This is a genomic window from Paenibacillus jepli (genome assembly GCF_047238105.1).
Taxonomy (GTDB): Bacteria; Bacillota; Bacilli; order Paenibacillales; family Paenibacillaceae; genus Paenibacillus_D.
The window spans coordinates 2,241,156-2,261,245 of sequence record NZ_JBDFMD010000001.1 but is presented as its reverse complement, the minus strand read 5'-3'; the positions used below and the strand labels follow the sequence as shown (position 1 = coordinate 2,261,245).

Annotated in this window: 11 protein-coding genes; 9 read left to right on the top strand and 2 right to left on the bottom strand. The window is 48.7% G+C overall.

The genetic code is table 11. From position 1 onward, the window contains the following. Positions 1-3: 3 nt before the first annotated feature. The 4 genes from ABC336_RS09975 (at position 4) to ABC336_RS09960 (ending at position 6,904) form a co-directional block, all read left to right on the top strand. Positions 4-3,156 (top strand): ATP-binding protein, encoded by a 3,153-nt coding sequence (locus ABC336_RS09975; protein WP_413238528.1) that lies wholly within the window; start codon positions 4-6, stop codon positions 3,154-3,156. 315 nt (positions 3,157-3,471) lie between these two features. After that, positions 3,472-5,031, top strand: a complete 1,560-nt coding sequence (locus ABC336_RS09970; RefSeq protein ID WP_413238527.1) for an extracellular solute-binding protein — start codon at positions 3,472-3,474, stop codon at positions 5,029-5,031. 89 nt (positions 5,032-5,120) lie between these two features. Then, positions 5,121-6,053, top strand: a complete 933-nt coding sequence (locus tag ABC336_RS09965; RefSeq protein WP_413238526.1) for an ABC transporter permease — start codon at positions 5,121-5,123, stop codon at positions 6,051-6,053. Continuing rightward, positions 6,047-6,904 (top strand): carbohydrate ABC transporter permease, encoded by an 858-nt coding sequence (locus ABC336_RS09960; RefSeq protein ID WP_413238525.1) that lies wholly within the window; start codon positions 6,047-6,049, stop codon positions 6,902-6,904. Before ABC336_RS09965 ends, ABC336_RS09960 begins: the two co-directional genes overlap by 7 nt. A 33-nt stretch (positions 6,905-6,937) precedes the next feature. On the opposite strand, the gene ABC336_RS09955 is transcribed toward ABC336_RS09960, so the two are convergent. Beyond that, positions 6,938-9,199, bottom strand: coding sequence for a helix-turn-helix transcriptional regulator (locus tag ABC336_RS09955; protein WP_413238524.1), 2,262 nt, complete (start codon positions 9,197-9,199; stop codon positions 6,938-6,940). A gap of 243 nt (positions 9,200-9,442) precedes the next feature. Between ABC336_RS09955 and ABC336_RS09950 the strand changes: the two genes are divergently transcribed. After that, positions 9,443-13,372, top strand: coding sequence for a CBM96 family carbohydrate-binding protein (locus ABC336_RS09950; RefSeq protein ID WP_413238523.1), 3,930 nt, complete (start codon positions 9,443-9,445; stop codon positions 13,370-13,372). 38 nt (positions 13,373-13,410) lie between these two features. Here the strand turns inward: ABC336_RS09950 and ABC336_RS09945 are convergent, their stop codons facing one another. Then, positions 13,411-13,692 carry a hypothetical protein gene (locus ABC336_RS09945; protein ID WP_413238522.1) on the bottom strand — a complete coding sequence of 94 codons (282 nt, stop codon included), beginning with the start codon at positions 13,690-13,692 and terminating at the stop codon, positions 13,411-13,413. 253 nt (positions 13,693-13,945) lie between these two features. On the opposite strand from ABC336_RS09945, the gene ABC336_RS09940 reads away from it, so the two are divergent. From ABC336_RS09940 to ABC336_RS09925, 4 genes are all read left to right on the top strand, one after another. After that, positions 13,946-16,225 carry a helix-turn-helix domain-containing protein gene (locus ABC336_RS09940; RefSeq protein ID WP_413238521.1) on the top strand — a complete coding sequence of 760 codons (2,280 nt, stop codon included), beginning with the start codon at positions 13,946-13,948 and terminating at the stop codon, positions 16,223-16,225. 209 nt (positions 16,226-16,434) lie between these two features. Beyond that, the gene (locus ABC336_RS09935; protein ID WP_413238520.1) at positions 16,435-17,412 is read left to right on the top strand and encodes an ABC transporter permease; all 978 of its coding nucleotides are present in this window, start codon (positions 16,435-16,437) and stop codon (positions 17,410-17,412) included. Between the two features lie 18 nt (positions 17,413-17,430). Further along, positions 17,431-18,312 (top strand): carbohydrate ABC transporter permease, encoded by an 882-nt coding sequence (locus tag ABC336_RS09930; RefSeq protein WP_413238519.1) that lies wholly within the window; start codon positions 17,431-17,433, stop codon positions 18,310-18,312. A 59-nt stretch (positions 18,313-18,371) separates the two neighbouring features. Continuing rightward, a complete protein-coding gene (locus tag ABC336_RS09925) occupies positions 18,372-20,000 on the top strand; it encodes an ABC transporter substrate-binding protein (protein ID WP_413238518.1) in 1,629 nt (542 codons plus the stop codon). The last annotated feature ends 90 nt before the right edge of the window (positions 20,001-20,090 follow it).

Below are 20,090 nucleotides of genomic sequence, written 5' to 3'. Positions count from 1 at the left end.
GGAATGAAGCTAAAGAGAAAGATGCGGATAACCGGGATAATAGCCTTGCTGCTGGCCTGTGTGCTGGCGGCAGGGCTGTTGCCTTTTCCGGCACAAGGGTCTTCGTTCTCACAGTCGCACACGCCCTTTGCAGCGGCCGGAGAGATCGACCTCGCCGACTGGGACTTTGCGAAGCATGGAACCGTGAAGCTGCAAGGGGAGTGGACTTTCTATTGGGAGCGGCTGGTGAGCGGACCGGGTCTTCAGCTGGACGATGGGGGGCAATGGGTCACTATTCCGCATGTATGGACCGATGTCCAGATGGACGGGGCTGACTTGCCTGGCGCAGGCTATGGGACATATCACCTCCGGGTCAGGCTCCCCTCGGATGTGGATCAGCTTGCGCTGCGCATCCCGACGCTGTCTACAGCCTGCCGCATCTTGGTTGACGGCCGGGAGGTGGCCAGCTGCGGTCATGTCTCCGCGGATCCGGAATCCGCGATAGCAGCTTATCGCCCCCAGGTGGCGCAGTTCGCAGTCGAGGGGGATACGCTGGAGGTTGCCGTTCAAATCTCCAATTATATGTACGATCGCGGCGGGATGTGGTATGCCCTCGATCTGGGGCTGCCGGATCAGGTGCAACGACTGCGGGAAAATGTTCTGGCGATGGATCTTGTCCTGATCGGGATCTTCTTCTTCATGGGGCTCTACCACTTGTGCCTCTACCTGCTCCGGCCATTTACGCGGGTAGCGCTTTTATTTGCCATCGGCTGCTTGATCGGCGCCTTGCGCTTGCTTGTTATCGATGAAGTCGTACTTCTGAACTGGTTCCCTGCGATATCCCTGCGCTGGATTGTGATGCTGGAGTATCTGACCTATTACGGCGGCGTAGCGGCCATCACTCATTATTTATACGAGCTGTACCCCGGTGAAGTGAGCAAGCGCGTCACGCATGCAGTTACCTACATCAGTGGCTTATTTATTTTAACGGTGCTGCTGATGCCTGTATCCTTCTTTACTTCTCTGGTGGGTTACTCGCATCTTGCACTGCTGCCATTAATTATCTACCTGCTCCATAGCGTATACCGGGCCATTCGCAGGAGGCGCGACGGTGCCAGACTGCAATTTTGGGGGATATTGTTTTTCTTTCTAACGATTGTTCATGACATGCTGTTCAATATGTTCTATATCTATTCCTGGATGTACGAGCTCCAAACGATCCGCATTTTCAAGAGGCAGATTATGGTGCTCGGGTTGTTCGTTCTTGTGTTTGTGCAAGCGATCGTGCTGGCCCGCAGATTTTCCAAGAGCTTCACGGAAGTTGAGCAGATGTCGGAGCGGCTGGTAGCGCTGAACAAGATGAAGGATGAGTTCCTGTTCAATACCTCCCATGAGCTGAAGACACCTCTGCATGGGGTGATTAATCTGACGGAGGCAATGCGGGATGGTGCGGTTGGAGAGCTGAATGCGACGCAGCGGAATCACTTGACTTCTATTATCTCTGTCACCCGCCGCCTCTCCAACCTGATCCATGATATCCTTGATCTGTACAAGCTGAAGCATGGGGAGCTGCAGCTCGATCGTCGGCAGGTGTCGCTGCAGGCGGTGCTTAAAGCCAATCAAGCGATATTTCAGCATTTTATCGCCAACCGGCCGATCCGGCTCCAGATGCATGTGCCGAAGGACCTGCCGCCAGTGTATGTCGATGAGAACCGGCTTCTGCAGATTCTCTACAATCTGATAGGCAATGCGGTAAAATTCACCGAACGGGGCGAGGTCAACGTGACTGCGGAGCAGCGCGGGGAGGAAGTGATCGTCGCGGTATCGGATACGGGTGTAGGGATCCCGCCGGACAAGCAGGCGCATATCTTCCAGTCTTTCGAGCATATTGGCGCGTCGGTCGCCAGAGAATACGGGGGAACCGGGCTGGGGCTGTCGATTACAAAACGATTAGTTGAGCTGAACGGCGGGACGCTATCGGTGACCTCGGCTGTGAATCAGGGATCAACCTTCCGGTTTACGCTGCCGGCAAGCGCAGAAGCGGCAGCGGGCACCGCAGTTGCAGAGGAGGAGCCGTCGCTGCTCACGCATATTGAGTCAGTACAGGATGTCGGCAGGCACGAACCGGGCGGATCCGCAGGGGGCGGTGAGAGGTATACGATCCTTGCTGTCGACGACGATCCGACCAACCTCCAGGTCATCGTCAACATCTTTGCCCAGGAATCCGTCCGCATCCTGCTCGCAAGTAACGGGGCGGAGACCTTGGAGTTGTTGGAAACACGAAGTGACATTGATCTGATCATCCTGGATGTCATGATGCCAGGGCTTTCCGGGTATGAAGTCTGTCAGAGACTACGGGAGCGCTTTACGCTGTTCGAGCTGCCGGTGCTGCTTGTGACAGTGAAGAATGAGCCCGAGGATCTGCTGCAGGGGTTTGATGCAGGTGCCAACGATTTTCTGGTCAAACCGTTTTACTCGCATGAACTGAAAGGGAGAGTGCGGACGCTGCTGGAGCTGAAGCGCTCCGTCGAGGAGATGCTGCACTCGGAGATGGCTTTTCTGCAGGCGCAGATCAAGCCTCACTTTCTGTTCAATGCGCTGAATACGATCGTCTCCATCTGTCCGAGAGATCCCCGGCTCGCTGTCGAGCTGTTGACGGAGCTGGGGGATTTCCTGCGGGGGAGCTTTGACTTCGAGAACAAGGCCAAGTGGGTAAGTCTCGACAAAGAGCTGCAACTGATGGAATCTTACCTTATGATCGAGCAAGCCCGTTTCGGGGAGCGGTTGAATGTAGTAATCGAGGTTGAGGAAGGGCTGGATTGTCAACTGCCTCCTCTGACGATCCAGCCGCTGGTGGAAAACGCGGTCCGGCACGGCATTATGAGCAGGGAGCAAGGCGGCACTGTACGGTTGCAAGTACAGACAGTCGAAACCGGCGTGAAGATCTGCGTAGAGGATGACGGCGCAGGCATCCCGCCAGGTAAATTCCGCGATTTGCTCCGGCCTGCGGGAGAAGGCGCGAGGAAGCGAACGGGCGGTGTAGGACTCATGAATGTGGATACACGCTTGAAGCGGATGTACGGCCAAGGGCTGGACATCCGCAGCGAGCCGGGCAAGGGGACGCAGGTGTCGTTTACGATACCGGCAAGAGCCAAGGCGATGCAGGTAACCACCTAGCACCGCCTTTTCTTTATTGCCTTAATTGTTTGCGCTTCCAAAACTATGCGATCTTAAAAAAGGGATCTTTTTTTGGATGATCTCCTTTTCTTTGAATCGTCCAAAAAAGTAGTAAAAACGAAGGAATTACATGTTGTAAGGAGAATAAAGGGGATCTACAATGAGTCCATGCCCAGTTGAATGTGTAAGCAAACCTAACGCATGGAGATGCGGAACGGCAGGTTGCTCCAAAGCGGCAATTCTGGCATTCGACTTCTGAGATTCCTGGCGGATCAGGCAAGGGGCATGAAAGAGAAATGAAGAGGAGAGGGTTGTATGAGGTTAAAACGATGGTCGATTCTTGTTTCAATGGTACTGATGCTCTGTATACTTACTGTTGCCTGCTCGAATGCGGGGGATCCACCAGCCACACCACCTAGCAATTCCTTGAACCAGAACAATCCCGACAACGTGCCGGAAGACGATACTGGAGATACAGAGTCGTCTTTCAGGCTGGATGAGCCTGCGACGGTAACGCTGATTACCAATGCCGCGGAATTTAACAATAATCTGATGGTTTATCAGAATATATTCGAGGCGACCAACATCCGCATTGATGGCCAGTTTCCGGCAGGCAACTACACCGACGCTGTTGCACTCGCAATGGCAGGCGGTGATATCCCTGACGTTCTCATGCTGAATAATAATACGCTGCCCAAACGATACGGGAGCCAGGGCGCGCTGCTGGACTTCAATGAATATTTGGATCAAATGCCGAATCTAAAAAGCTTCTGGGAGGAAAGACCGGATCTGAAAGCCCGCGCGACTACACATGATGGTAAAACCTATCAGGTCATTAATGAAGGTTTGGCTTACACCAATCATATTGTATGGATGTACCGCAAGGATGTTTTTGAAGAGCATGGCATCGAGGTGCCTGCTACCTGGGATGAGTTGTATGCGGTAATGCAGCAATTAAAAGAATTATATCCCAACAGCTACCCTCTGACGTTCAGGAATAACTTTGAGACGATCGATTCGAGAATGCTTCCGTCATTCGGCATCAATCAAGGAATTCATCCTCACCTGGATACCCGCGAGATGATCTATGGTCAAACCCAAGACGAATACCGGGATATGCTTGGGTATCTGAATTCCTTCTACACGGAAAGACTGATGAATCAAGACTTTCTATCCATAACTGTAGAGCAATGGATCGAAATGATGACAACGGGCAGAGCCTTTATTACGGTGGATTACATCGGGCGGATCCAGACGATGAACGAGGCGATGAGCGAGGAAGGCGCGGAGCTGGCGATGATGCCTCCGCCGTCAGGGAACGATGGTCCGGCCTACCTCCAGAATATGACGTATATGCTTGGCGGTCTGTCGGTGTATAGGAACACCCCGAATCTGGATGCAGCACTGCACTATATTGATTTTCTTTACTCTGACGAAGGTTCAGAGCTGGTAAGCTGGGGCAAGGAAGGCGAGACTTACGAGGTAGTTGACGGCCAGCGCAGGCTGACGGTCGGTGAAGACTTAATTTCACTGCGCAATGCTACCGGGATTGGCGGTTTCGGCGCTTATGGAAAGTTTGATTCCGAAGCAACGATGACGCTCCTGCCTGAGCAATATCGTCCTTACTATGACGAGGTTCTGGACTATATCTATCCGGAAGATCATGTTCCGTCTTTCACGGATCAAGAGGAAGAGCAGCTGATCATTACGATGGATCAGATTAACAAGCACAAGGAAACAGTCGTATCCCGGTTCATTTTGGGGGATCGACCATTGTCAGAGTGGGAGCAGTACTTGCAGGAAATGGAACGGCTTGGTCTGCCCGGCGTGCTCGAATTGTACAAGACTGCATATGATCGGATGGGAATCCAATAACCGCTGTGTGTCCGTTGTTTTGACGAATGGATGCCGGGAGCAGATCCGTCTGCTCCCGGCATGAATACTGGATGACAGGAGACACGCCTATGCGCTCTTTGCCGAGAATCAAGTCTGAACCTGGGTTGCTCAAACGAATAAAAGCCGATCGTTACCTGTTAATTATGCTGCTGCCCGGTGTTCTCTATTTTTTGCTTTTTAAGTATCTGCCTATGTTCGGGGTGTTGATCGCATTCAAGAACTATAATGTGTTTGCCGGCTTCATGGAAAGTGATTGGGTAGGGATGCGGTATTTTCGCATGTTCTTCGACAATCCCGATGCCTGGCCGATTATCCGCAACACACTGTTACTGGGCATTTATCGGATTATCTGGGGGTTTCCGGCGCCGATTATCCTTGCTCTGCTGCTCAATGAAATTCGAATTTATCGATTTAAGCGTTTTGTGCAAACGGTCAGTTATATGCCTCATTTTATATCGACGGTTGTCGTAACAGGCATGGTTGCCATGTTTTTGTCCCCGACAAACGGCATTGTCAACTTGTTCCTTGAGAACTTCGGGGTGCAGCCGACGGCCTTTCTTCAGAATCCAAACTGGTTCCGAACGATCTATATTGCCTCTGACATCTGGCAGGAGGTCGGGTGGGGATCTATTATCTATCTTGCTGCCCTGACGACGATCGACCCCAGCCAATATGAGGCTGCCGCAATTGACGGAGCCAGCCGTTGGCGGCAGATGATCAGTGTCACGCTGCCAGGCATTATGCCGGCCATCATCATCCTGTTCATTCTGAGGGTAGGCAATGTGCTCGAGACGGGATTCGAGAAGGTCTATCTGCTCTATAATCCAGCGACTTACGACAAGGCGGATATTCTTGCCACCTATGTATACCGGATCGGCTTGACGCAAGGCAACTACTCCTATGGCACAGCGATTGATTTGTTCACGGGCGTGATCGGACTTCTCTTTGTCATCAGCGCCAATTATATGGGGAGAAGAGCAGGTGAGACAAGCTTATGGTAAATCGCAAAATGACCTTCTTTGACTATGCCAATGTCGTTTTTTTATCCCTGATCAGTCTTTCGATGCTCTATCCGTTTGTCTATATGCTTGCGATCTCGCTGAGCGACAATGTCTATGTATTGAGAAATGAAGTGACCATCATTCCGAAAGGATTCACTCTGTCAAGCTATAAGGCGGTGCTAAGCGATCCCCAGGTGTTGCGCGGGTATGCCAACACGATCCTGTATGTGATCCTTGGCACGGGAATCGCGTTGCTGTTGACGGTTCTGACCGCTTACCCCCTCTCTCGCAAAGGACTCGTCTTCAGCAAGACGGTGACGTTGATGATTGTATTCACCATGCTGTTCAGCGGCGGCATGATTCCAACCTTTCTGGTCGTTCGTTCCTTGGGATTAATGAATACGATCTGGGCCATGGTATTGCCTGGCGCTTTGAGCGCATGGTTTCTGTTCGTAATGCGAACCTTTTTTCAGGGCATCCCCAATGAGTTGATTGAATCCGGCAAAATGGATGGACTGAATGACTTCGGTGTACTATGGAGAATCGTCCTGCCCCTCTCCAAGCCAGCTTTGGCTACTATCGGACTGTTCGTCGCAGTGGGAATCTGGAATAATTTTATGTTTGCCTTGCTGTACCTTCGCTCTGAGCATCTGTACCCGCTGCAGGTCATCATACGCAGGTTGCTTGAAACCGGACGGTTGTCCAGCGATGTTGGGATGGATGAGGACACAGTTGACCAGGCGTTGAAGTTTACAACCATCCTGGTAGGAACAATCCCGATCCTGATTGTATATCCGTTCTTGCAAAAATACTTTGTCAAAGGTGTGCTGATCGGCTCCGTCAAGGGCTAAGAGAGTTGGACGCGAAAGTTAATCATAAAAAAGTTAATCATAAAATTGTTTCCGGTAAGCTCCCGGCGGCATGCCTGCATGCTTGCGGAACATCCGAATAAATGGATTCGTGTTCTGATACCCTACCTGGAGCGCGATGTCCTGGATCTTCAGATCGGTCTTCTCCAGCAGTTCCTTCGCTTTATTCATCCGCAGCATATTCAAGTAATCTTTGAAGTTGATGCCTGTCTTGTCTTTGAAGTAAGTGGACAGGTAACTGGAGGTGATCTTCAGCCGATCGGCGACCATCTCCAGTGAGATCCCCTCGTGATAGTTGGTATCCAAGTAACGGGTGACGTACAGGATCAGCTCGTCTTCTTCGTCTTTGCGCGAGCGGATTTGTTCGATGAGGTTATGGATGGCACTGTTCAACAAGTTCTGAAAAGCCTCATACGTATGGCAATGATCGATCTGCTTGCCCGCCAACGCTGTATTGCGGCTGTCCAATTTCAAGGAATGACTGATTTGCATAATCTTGTCGATGACCATCTGGGCCAGCCGCCTGACCTGGACCCGCGTGGCTTGTTTGTTGCTGAAGCTGCGCAAGCTGATCTCGATCCACTGCTGAGCGCTGTTCAGGTCGCCGGAGAGAAGATAACCATGCAACACCTGCTCTTTCTGCGAGGAGAGGTACATCATATCCTGTGTTGGCGCTTGCTTAATGACCTGAAGCGATTCATTCAAGGCCCGATGCTTGATGATCCGGCAGGCATCATCATAGGCGGTGGTCAGCTGGGATGAATTGCTGTAGACCTTGCTCAAGCCGACGGTAAAGATACAACTGTCTTCATCAAGTTTCAGAACGTTGATAATCGGCTCAATCAGGGCTTTTAGCTCTTCTTCCGTCTTATTCTCCGTGTCTCGACTCGTAAGGAAGAGGATCGAAGAGATCTGGTTTCTCATCATTTGGAACGTTAGCGACTCCGGCGAGGACTCCTGCAGGCTCTGCCGAATAAGCTCGCAGATCAATGAAACGGTCTGCTCTTCATCGGTCGGCTTGTCCGTCTCTTCATGCTGCTTGAGATACACGTCCACCACCATGCATACGAAGGGGCGGTCGTCGAAGTCGGTTTTGAAGGCGCCGGGAAGATTGGTTTTGATCGCTTTCAATTTATTGATAAAGGCATAATTTTTCAACAGCGAGCTGCTCGCTTTCAGTTCATGGTCTGCATGTTGATGTTTGAGGCTCATCTCGACGAAATACTGGCTGATCGAACGGAATTCCTTGATTGAGCTGGGGATCGTGGTTGTCTTATCCTGATAGCTGTGCAGGGAATTCAGAATCTGCTTCACCGGGTTGCTGATATGACGGCTCAGAAAGACGGAGGCAAAGATACTGACAGCAATCGCCGTCAGGAGAACCGGTATGAGCAGGAGATAGAGCTGAGACGTTTCCTCATCAATATAATCGCTTGGGATTTGATCGGTATACAGCAGGCCGGAGAAGTGCCCCCGTTGATTGAAATAGTAGCTGTCTGCAATCAAGGATGGTTGCTGCGCAATCATGTCGTCCAACGGTTTGGCAAGTTCGGCGGTTCCGCTAAGCAAGTTATGACTCGTGTCATGTATCCAGAAGTTTCTGCTGAAGGCATGGTGATATCTTGCAAAGATGGCCTCTTTATCAATGAAAGCCATCATATAGAAGTTCTTCATGTAAGGATTTTTCATCACTAGGGCAAACGTGTCGGTTTTCTTATCTCCAGCCAATGTCGTATGCGTGGCCGAGAAAATAGTGAAGAGCTGATCTTGCTCATAAAGTGTTGTCCAATATTCATCTTGCAGATGGCTTGGCCCGACAATATATCGGTCGAACAGCAGAGAGGAATCAGAGATGCCGTTCTTGGAGATGACAGAGTCAGGATTCTGCATGACAACATAGATATTCTCAAGCATAAGATGTGGATTGCTGTGGATGGTCTCATACAACTCATGATAGATGGACTGCACATTGAGCTGATTGATCTCGGGGGAGTCGGTTTGAAGCTCGGCATTCAGGAATACAAAGGGATTCTTGTTATACAAGTTCAGCAAGACGTTGCGCGTGGCCGAAAAGGTGTATTCATACTGTTCCACAGTTCGTTCGAGATTCATCTCATTATACGCAATGATCCGTTCATGGTATTTATCCTTGAGCATCTGGAAGGACACGAAGAAGAAGGACAAGAGCAGTGCAATAATGAAGATGAAGCTGAGAAGCAGCCGGATAAAAAGAGGATTCGTCAATTCTCTGATTCGGAGCCATGCCTGCTGATGCATGATGTGACCGCCTTTCGCGTGGAGGTGATAATTATTCAGATGATCATCTTTTCTTTTTCTTTTGTAAAAAAGGTCCGGGAATCAATGAATTATCACTTGAACGATCAGGGAGCAAAACCTAAGATAGAGCTACTCAACGATGATTAAAGCTGGGATAAGTCCATATTAAAATGGAAAGATGGGAATTTGTCAAGAAGGATAACACAGAAATGACAAAAGCTTGACTTCGAGGAGGTTATTAAAATGATAATGACACGAAAGAGTAAGATCAGAACAAGGCTGGCAGCATGGCTGAGCGCCATACTTTTGCTAACTTCCCTTGCGTATCCTGCAGATGTCAACGCCTATTCCCAGGACGCATATGATCAGCTGCGCGAGAAGTGGAAGACCGTGCTGACAGGCGGGATTGGCTATGATCCTTTGGATCCTGATATTGCCGGCGTGCTGGCAACGCTCGAGGACAATACGGAGACGTATTGGAATACACTAGACACGGCTTCATCACGTACATACTTGTGGAGTGACTGGGACGACGGCTCCATTTCTGCAGCGGAAACCTCTTATAACCGACTCCGAACGATGGCGATCGCGTATTCGACACCAGCCTCGGCCTTCTACCAGCATACCGGATTACGTGATGATATTCTGTCCGGTATCGCGTTTATATCCGACCATTGGTACCACCCGGCAGTTCCCCAGACCAACCAGTGGTACAAGTTTGAGATCGGTGTTCCCAAAGCTATCGTGGATTTGAATGTGTTGATGTATGATGACCTGATAGCTTTAAACAAGCAAGCCTTGATTGCCACCCAAATGGATACCATCGCCTACTATTCCCCCGACCCTGAGCGGCATCGCATGACAACAACCAATCCGGGTTATATGTCTGGCGCGAATCTGGTGGAGAAGTGCCTGATTTGGGCTTTGCGCGGTATCCTATTGAAGGACGGCAGCCTCATCAGCGAAGCGCAGGCGAAGGTCACAGCCACGTTGGACTATGTGGAGGAGGGCAATGGTTTCTATAAGGATGGTTCGTTCGTCTTTCATGATACGGTACCTTACACCGGAAGCTACGGACTGGTATTGATTGGCGCGTTTCCCGAGCTGATCAGTCTTCTTGACGATTCTGCATGGGAGATTGTCGATCCGAGGATAGAACACTTGTATCAATGGATCTATGAGGCCTTCGAGCCTGTGATGTTCCGGGGAATGATGATGGATATGGTAAGAGGTCGTGCGATCTCCAGGATCCATATTCAGGATTTGGATGCTGGCCGCAGCTTCATGGTAGGGCTTTCCTCGATTTCTCAATTCGCCCCGCCCCCGCACGATGAGGCCTTCAAGGGAATGGTGAAGAAATGGGGCAATTCGGACTTGTTTGCCAATATCTATACGAATTTATCCATTCACTCAATCTTGTTGCTGAAATCCATTGTTGAAGATGCTTCGATTGTGGAAAGGGAGGCGCCTGTCTACAACAAGACCTTCCCGATGATGGACCGAGTCGTGCATCACAGGCCGGATTTCACTTTTGCGATCAGTATGTCCTCGAACCGGATCGGAGCCTACGAGTACGCTGCTCCCAATCAGGAAGAAAATCGCAGAGGGTATTATACAGGAGAGGGCATGACTTATTTATACAATAATGATATGGATCAATTCCATGATGCCTTCTGGCCAACTGTCGATCCCAAGCGGCTGCCGGGCATTACAGTCGATTATGACATGCCGCGTGCTGACGGTTCCGGCAATCGGTACCGCAGTCCCGAGGACTGGGTTGGCGCTGTTGAGATTGGCGGAGTCTACGGCGCGGCAGGCATGCGGCTGAATGCATGGAACAACACGCTGACTGCAAACAAATCATGGTTTATGTTCGACAATGAGGTGGTTGCCCTGGGAGCGGGGATTACCAGCTCAGACAACCGAATGATTGAAACGGTGGTCGAGAACCGACGTCTGAGGGAGCATGAGCTTCATGCCCTGACGGTGGATGGTGTGACCATGCCTGATTCCAGCCAGTGGTCGGCGATGATGACGGATATCGAATGGGCGCATCTGACGGGCAGCGAGAGTGGAGCAGACATTGGTTATGTATTTCCGGAAGGGGCATCGGTCCAGGGCCTGAGGGAGACCCGCAGCGGGGCCTGGAGCGATATCAATCCCTATGTGACCAGACCGGGTTCGGACCTTGTGCAGGACCGTCATTACTTATCACTGGTCATGCAACATGGCCTGAATGCGACTGATGAGCAGTATGCCTATATCATCTTGCCAGGTGCCGGACCTGGCGACGTCAGTCAATATAATAGCAACCCTGATATTGAAATTATCGAGAATTCCTCTTCCGTGCAAGCAGTGAAGGAGAACGAACTTCAGATTGTGGCCGCTAACTTCTGGCAGGATCGTCTGCAGACGGCGGACATGATCACGACCAACAAGAAATCGGCCATTATGACTCGGATTGTTGACGATGAGTTGGAATTGTCTGTAGCCGACCCCACACAAACCAATACCGGTGTGATCGAAATTGCGCTTGATCAGCGGGCATCCGGAATTCTCGCCGCCGATCCGCGGGTTACGGTGACGCAGCTTAGCCCGAGTATCCGTGTGAGCATCGATATGAATGGAGCGAAGGGGCAATCTGTCAAGGCTTCCTTCCGCCTCCAAAGTGAGCATGATGACCTGCTGCTGCCGCCGATTGCGGATGCTGCTGTTCGGAATGGAAATTATGCGGATGAGAATTACGGCAATGAGCAGTATCTGCAGGTCAAAGGAAATTCCCAGCTAAGCCAACAGGATCTGCGAAAGGCCTACCTGAAGTTCGATCTTCGCAGCGTTTCGGACATTGAATCTGCGGGGCTGCAGCTCTTCGGCAGTTCGGATCTGCCAGGAGGTGTTGTGCGCGTGTATGCTTCCGGCAACAGCTGGCAGGAATCAGAACTCACCTGGAATGGATCGCCAGTCCGCAGCTCTGTCGAGCTGGACGGTGCACCGGTTGGTACAGAGTCGCAACGGGTATCGCTTGACATTACGGATGCGGCAGTGGATGCGCTTGAGGGAGACGGGTTTCTCACGCTGGTGCTGGAAGGCCTCGATGAAGAGGCGTTGCTGCAGTTCAACAGCAGAGAGCATAGCGTGCTGCAGCCGCTGCTCTATATAGAAGGGACAGAGGCTGTATTTGCTCCGGAGGAACGGGTCACAGTAGCAGCTGATGCCTATGTGCGCGGCGGGTCCTTCTCTGGCACCAATTACGGGACCTCGGGGACGCTTCGGCTGCATCAGTCCAGCAACGTCAACACGCTGAGAAAGTCGTATCTTGCATTCGACCTGACTGACTATGCCTCGGTATCGGATGTGAAGATGAGTCTGTTTGCTCAATCTGATGCGGCTGCGACTGTTAAAGTGTTCGGGGTCGCAGATGACAATTGGTCGGAAACAGGTATCACATGGGACAATGCGCCTGAAGCAGACGGGGCGCCAATCGCCGAGTTTTCTGTAGCCGCGGGCTCCCATCTCTATTCGGTGGATATCACCGACTGGGCACAGAGCAGGGTAGCTGGAGGAGGCAAGGTATCGCTGTTGCTAGACGTGGATACGCCGCTGGTAATCGTTGACTTCCAAAGCAAGGAGAGTGCGGGTCCTCCTCCGGAATTGACGGTGTCGGGCGTCAAGTCGCCTCTCCCGCCGCTTTCCTTGATTCCTTCGGGTGATGCCTATGTGCGAGGCGGAAGCTTCGGCGACGACAACTACGGACACGCGAATCGAATCCGGCTATACGAAGCTTCGAGTGCCAGTACGCAAAGAAAAGGCTATGTGAAGTTTCAGTTGCCAGCTCTGCAGGACGCCGGTCATGCCGTCTTGCGTCTGTACGGGGCAACGGACGGCGGGGATACTAGCATGAACATTCATATGTTGACCGACAACACCTGGGATGAGACTTCGATTACCTGGAATAACCGGCCGGTGAACAGTACGCTCATCGGAACGCTGCAGATGACGGAGACCGCTCGTTACGTGGAGTTGGAAATTACAGATGAAGTACAAAGCCGCCTCGCCGCAGGAGAGATCTCATTCCTCCTGGAGGCCGTTGATTCAGGAATCTTCATCGATCTGCACAGCAAGGAGAATGACTATCGGCCTCAGCTTGTATTGCGAAATTATAAGTTGCCGTGAGAATCATCGAGGCTACGAATCCCACCGGATAGCCCATGCTATAGACTTTTCTTCATCGCAGCGATCTTCTCCGTCATGATGCGGTAGCTCTGCTCGATCTGCTCCTCCTTGCATGGGGCCCGCAGCTCATACACCTTGATCGGCGCGCTGTCGATGACCTCCAGGAACGCGTCGAATGTCTTGTCGTCCCCGCTGTGCACATAGGGGCACCAGTGGTCGACAAGACCGACCGTTTCGTGGATATGCACCCCGAGCACCTTGTCCTTCAGCTTCTGGATCTCGGCAGCGTTGTCGTACAAGCCCATCCGCTCCATCATCATGTCACACCTCTCCCGGATGCACCACCACCCCCTTCGCCCCGTAACGGTGAGCAGAATCGATCGAAAGGTGAAAATTATAAAAAAACAAGTCCATATTTTGCTAGTATGAGAGCGGGATATTGATTTATAATATTGTGAAAGCGTTTGAGAGGGTCCAAGAAGGCCGGGCCCGGCTGATGACGACGCCGAACATCAACCGGCTCTAACTGCTTTACAGGGAGGGTAGGACAGGTATACCAAGGGGGATCGCTATATGAAAGTAGATGGTGCAGGGAGCAGGATAAAACGACTTTTTAAAAGGAATGCGCTACTAATTAAAATCTTATCCTCCTATTTAGTTGTCGTCATCATTCTGTTATCCTTTTTTTCTTTTGTCTTATTTCACACCTATAGCAAAAAAAGTATAGAACAAGTAAGTCAGACCTCTGAGAATTTTATATCGCAATCCTATTATATCGCAGATCTCATGCTCATTAATGTGTATTACTATTTTTATCATTTATTTGTCAACGATTCGGATCGTGATCTTAGTTACGGGTTATATGCACATGAAACGGACATATTCGCTGACCAAGATGTATTAAAGAAACTCAGACAATATGTGATGTCCAATCCGCTTACGCATTCCATCTATCTGTATAATGGCAAGGCGGACCGGGTGATCTTCAATATATCAGAGACAGGGCAAGGGATTCAGAAGACGGCTGATTTTTTGGACCAGGATATACTTCATAGACTCAGAGATCCCGAGCATGTCGTCTCGGATCAATACTTTACCAGAAAAGTGGAGTACGTCATCAATCATCGAACGTTAAGCGAAAACTTCTTGACCTTAGTCCTTACTCATACGTCCAATCAAGGTAAAGTGGAATCGGCGTTAGTCATTAATTTGAATCAGAGCATCTTGCAGCAGATGGTGACCAGCGGGAATACCGGAGATCTGAATCAAGTGTTGATCATGTATAAAAATGGGGATGTACTCTCTCATGATGACACGGCCATGATCAATCAAAATCTTGCTCATGAGAGCTTTACCAAACAAGTGATGCAGTCGAGCAATGAGCGAGGAAGCTTCATCACGAAGATTCATGACAAGGAATCACTTGTTAGCTATGTAAAAGCCAAACATCTAGGTTTGATATTTATCGGCATTGGCGATTATAACCGATTGTTGTCCTCTGCGTATTCCATGCAAAAAACATTATTGATCCTAACCTTTATTTTTATCCTTATCGGCATCATCTTATCTGTGTTCTTTACGTCAAGTATATACAACCCCTTTAGAAAAATGCTCCAAAAATATAAACTGGATTCAAACAAATTATTGGTTGATAAGAAAAAAGTATTGCTGGGCAAGTTAGTGGACGGGGAATGGGGAGCTAAGGAAGAAGATAAGGCATATATGAAGGAGTCCGGGATTCCATTTCATTGGCCATTCTTTTTGGTTATTGTGTTTAAAATGGATTCGCTTGAAAAGGTTTTTTCGGGTCGATGGTCCAAAGACGCAAAATTAGTCAAGTTTGCAATGCTTAACATTGCAGGCGAGCTTTTTCATGAAAAAAGCTTCACGACAGAGGGCATTGATAACGGAAATGATTATGTGAGTATCATTGTAAATATAGAAGAGATGAGCGACGAGATCGAGAAGCATCTATTTGAAATTACGAAGGAAATACAATATGAAGTCGATAAATATCTGAAGATTCCGGTGTCCGCTGGAATCGGCAATATTGTCGAAGGAGCAGGAGGCATCAGTAAGTCCTTCCAGCATGCGCTGGCTGCTCTAAATTACCAAATCATATTCGGCAGAAAAGCAGTCATCGCGTATGATGACATAGCGAAACGAAATGATGATGATCTCAATGAGTATCCATATGATATGGAGAAGCGAATGATCGAAGCGATCAAGGAACGCAATTTGAAAAAGGCAGAAGCAAGCCTGAATGAATTTTTTGAATCCCTTGCACGTTACAGGGCCGATGAAATACGGATCACCGTGCTGCAGCTAGCCGTGTCGCTGACAAGGGTACTAAGCAATATAACCAGGACCAGTATCGAGAATGGGGAGTACAGCATCAAGGTGCTCGTATCCGAGATTCAATCCTGCGAGACGCTGGATGAGATAAAAGCGTATCTGCAATCCCTCTTCTTCCAAGCGATAGATACCAAAGTCGAGACTGCCAAAGAAAATACCCGAACGATCATTGTCAATAAAATTAAGGATTACGTTGATAAGAATTATACAAGTATGCATTTATCAACGGATACCATAGCAGAGCATGTGGAGCTGTCATCCAATTACGCAAGGTCTATTTTCAAAGAGATCATGGGGATGTCCTTATCAGACTATGTTACCCAGTGCAGAATGACAGAAGCGCAGAGACTCCTGATGGAAACGAATTATCCCGTGGGCAAGATTGCTGAGTTGGTTGGTTATCCGGAGAGCAGCAAGCACTTCTTTACCGTATTTAAAAAACATGTTGGCAAAACACCGGAGAGCTATCGGATGAGTGTTCAGCATGATGAAGATTGAAATAGGAGCAACCTGACGAACCGACAGTGGAATGGACCATTCATTCCCCTGTCGGTTTTCTGTATATGCAGGTTCAAATCCCAACAAAATACGTCAGTGTGTGTTTTCGAACCGGTTCAAATCCCACTAAAAGGGGGTTTTGATCAAACGAGAACTTGATGACAGATGGACTTCGTTTTAAAGTCATGCATATGAGGAGGATGAAAAATGTGAATGTAGCTTTGGGCAACAATAAGCCGGACCGCATCGGCAGTAAGAAGAAAAAAGGGTTCTTGGCCAATGTAAAACAAAATTTCTATTTGTATGTCTTGGTTTTTCCGGGTCTTATCTATTTTGTTGTTTTCAAGTATTTGCCCATGATCGGCTTGGTCATTGCTTTTCAGGACTTTAACACGGTGAAAGGTTTTTTTAGAAGCAAGTTTGTCGGTCTGAAAAATTTCGAGTATTTCTTTACTTCAAAAGATTGGCTCATTGTAACCTGGAACACGTTATATTTGAATCTATTATTTCTTTTCACCGGGTTGTTTTTTTCCATCCTTATTGCTCTTGTTTTATCAGAGATTGGGTCCAGGTATTTTAAGAAAGTGACCCAATCGGTGGTCATTTTACCGAATTTTATTTCCTGGACATTAGTGTCGATGTTTGTTTTTGCTTTGCTTTCGACGGATGTAGGGTTCATCAATTCCATCTTGAAGAGCCTGGGCTATATTCAAGATGGAGAAGAAATCAATTTCTATGCCAATCCGGATCTCTGGGCCGGAATACTCGTTGTGCTAAAAATATGGAAAACCGCAGGCTTCGGTTCCGTTATCTATCTGGCTGCTATAGCAGGCATGGACCAGGAAATCTATGAAGCGGCCAAAATAGACGGGGCCAGCCGGATGCAGTGTATAACGAAGATTACTTTGCCTCAGCTGAGATCGACAGCTGTGCTCCTGACCCTGTTTGGCATCGGAGGGATATTCCATGGAGATTTAGGGATGATTTATGCCATTGTAGGCGACAACCCTTATTTGTATGATTCTACTGATGTCATTGACACCTATGTATTCCGAATGCTTAGACAAATGAATGAGATGAGCATGTCCACAGCGATTGGACTTTATCAGTCCGTTGTAGGTTTTGCTATCGTCTATATCACCAATTATTTTGCCAAGAAATACGATTCGGATTCAGCCATTTTTTAAAGGGAAGAGAGATCTAACATGAAAAATAGCTTGGAGAACAAAGGGATTGACGCTTTCTCGTATCTATTTATGATTTTATTCTCTATCTTTTGTATTGTGCCATTTATCCTCATTATTTCAAGCTCCTTATCAGATGAGAAAGCTGTGCAAGAGACAGGGTTTGTTCTTTTTCCAAAAGAATTCTCGTTGTTTGCGTACAAGGTCATCTTTCAGGACAGCGCAATATTCAGTGCGTATCAAACAACGATCATTTTTACGGTACTAGGGACGGCGCTGTGTCTTATCCTGACCAGCGCGATGGCATATGCCCTTTCTGTGAGAACGTTTGCACATCGGAACAAGATTGCTTTTTTCGTCTACTTTACGATGCTGTTTAATGGCGGGCTGATCCCCACCTATCTCCTTACGGCAAAATATTTGGGACTGAGTGATAATATCCTCGTCTATATTCTGCCGGCATTGGTTAACCCGTTTAATATGTTTCTATTAAGAAATTTCTTCAAGCAAATACCGGAATCGTTGGCTGAGTCCGCCAAGATCGACGGCGCTAACGACATCTATATTCTGTTTAAAATCATCCTTCCACTGGCAAAGCCGGCACTGGCAACGATCGGACTTTTTTATGGGCTTGGCTTCTGGAACGAATGGTTTACAGCGACCCTTTATATATCCGATAAAAATCTGTATTCCTTGCAATATTTGATCATGAAGGTACTGCGAGAAGTGGACTTTATGAATCAAATGAATCAAATGGAAGGCGTGGCGGTCAATTATGTTGTTCCGACCAATACGGCCAAAATGGCTACGGCCGTCGTGACTGTAGGCCCCATCATCTTTGTCTATCCATTCCTGCAAAAGTACTTTGTAAAAGGCCTGGTAGTGGGAGCCGTCAAGGGCTAACTCCGCGATCAAAACGCGGTTTAGTATATAGCTTGAACTATCAAAAGGGAGGAAAAAAAATGAGAGTCAAGAATCGTCTGGTACAGCTTGCTGCAATCCTGCTTTCGGTTTCAGTTGTGGGGTGCAGCAATACGTCAAATGTACCGGCAGAACCGAAAACACCAACAGACAGTACGACACCTACAGAGAATAATCGGTCGGAAGAAAAGAGGGAACCGGTCACGCTTAATATTAATTTGTTCGGTTCGGAGAACACGCATTACCGCGATGTCGATCCCGCTATCCAAGAATTCGAGAAACGAACGATGGATACGCTGAACACGTCCCTGAATATCAAATGGACCCCGCCGGCGGACTATGGAACGCTGCACCAATTGTGGATGACATCGGGTGAGGACATCGACCTGTTCAACCCGTGGGAGAAGGATAAGTTCGCCCGAGACGGTGTGTTGGCAGATTTGAGCGAATACTTTAATAATCCCGACTATCCTGGACTGCAAAAGGCTTTCTCTGAAGAGTACATCAATGATAATAAGCTTTATGGCAAGACTTATGTCATTCCGATTACGAACTCATTCATGGATATGGAAGGGGTTTGGTATAGGAAGGACCTGCTAGACAAGTATGGTATGGAAGACATTCAGAGTTATGATGATCTCTATAATTTCTTGGAGAAAGTAAGCGAAAACGAAAAAGATATGATCCCGTTCGCGAACTACGGGAACGCTGCTTTCTTTAAACTATTTACGGATATCAACGCGCAGCAGCTGGAAGGAAAAGTCTTTCCGTTTACGGGGAGCGGGAATCCGAGAAGGAATTTCATCTATGCCCAAATTGCGGAGGACGGCAAATCGGTAGCGGGTGTGGCAGCGTACGGAGATCCTGAATCGGAATGGGCGAACATCAACCCCGAATACGGTTTGGATTATTTGAAGAACCAGTTTAATCAAGCGAAGCGATTCAACAAGTTTATTCCGGCTGATTCCCTGACAAACACGACTGGGACGGGCAAGGCTACCTCCGCAGGCTTCGTGACGATCAGCAACTTCAAAAATGAGGAAGCGAAAGCCAAGGCGCTGGATCCGAATGTGGAACTCGGGTTCTGGCCGATCTTCAAAAACAATCAGGACATGACGCCTGGCACGCAAGCGACAGACGGCAAGGCATGGAATTTCATTGCTGTACCTGCTGCTTCCAAAAAAATCGACCGCACCATGGAATTCCTGGATTGGGTGTTCGCCAATCAGGAAAATAACGACTTGTTTACCTACGGGATCGAGGGTACAAACTGGGAGCCGGTTGGAAGCAATCAGTGGGAAATTCCAGAAGGTGTCGACCCGGCTAAAAATTATGTTTTTCCCGGGTACCAGTTGACTTGGAATCCGACCCTGTACAGGATTCCTGCAGGACTGCCGGATCAGATTCAACAATATTACGAATATCAATTTAAGCCGGATACGTATCAGAAGCATGTGCTGGCAGGATTTACTTTTGATCAGGAGCCAGTCAAAAATGAGCTGGCCAAATGTAACACCGTGATGGATAAGTATCTACCCTTGCTCTTATCCGGCTTTGGCGAGGTTGACGATAATCTGGCGAAGATGAATGCCGATCTGAAGGCTTCCGGTGTAGAGCTCATTAAAGAAGAGTTGAAAAATCAAATCAATGCGTTCCTCGCACAAAAATAAACGGGATGGCACTCAGGAACATCTATAGATTTAGGGTGATGGAATCTACAGATGTTCCTGTTTTTAAGTGAAGGATTAGCAAAACTATAA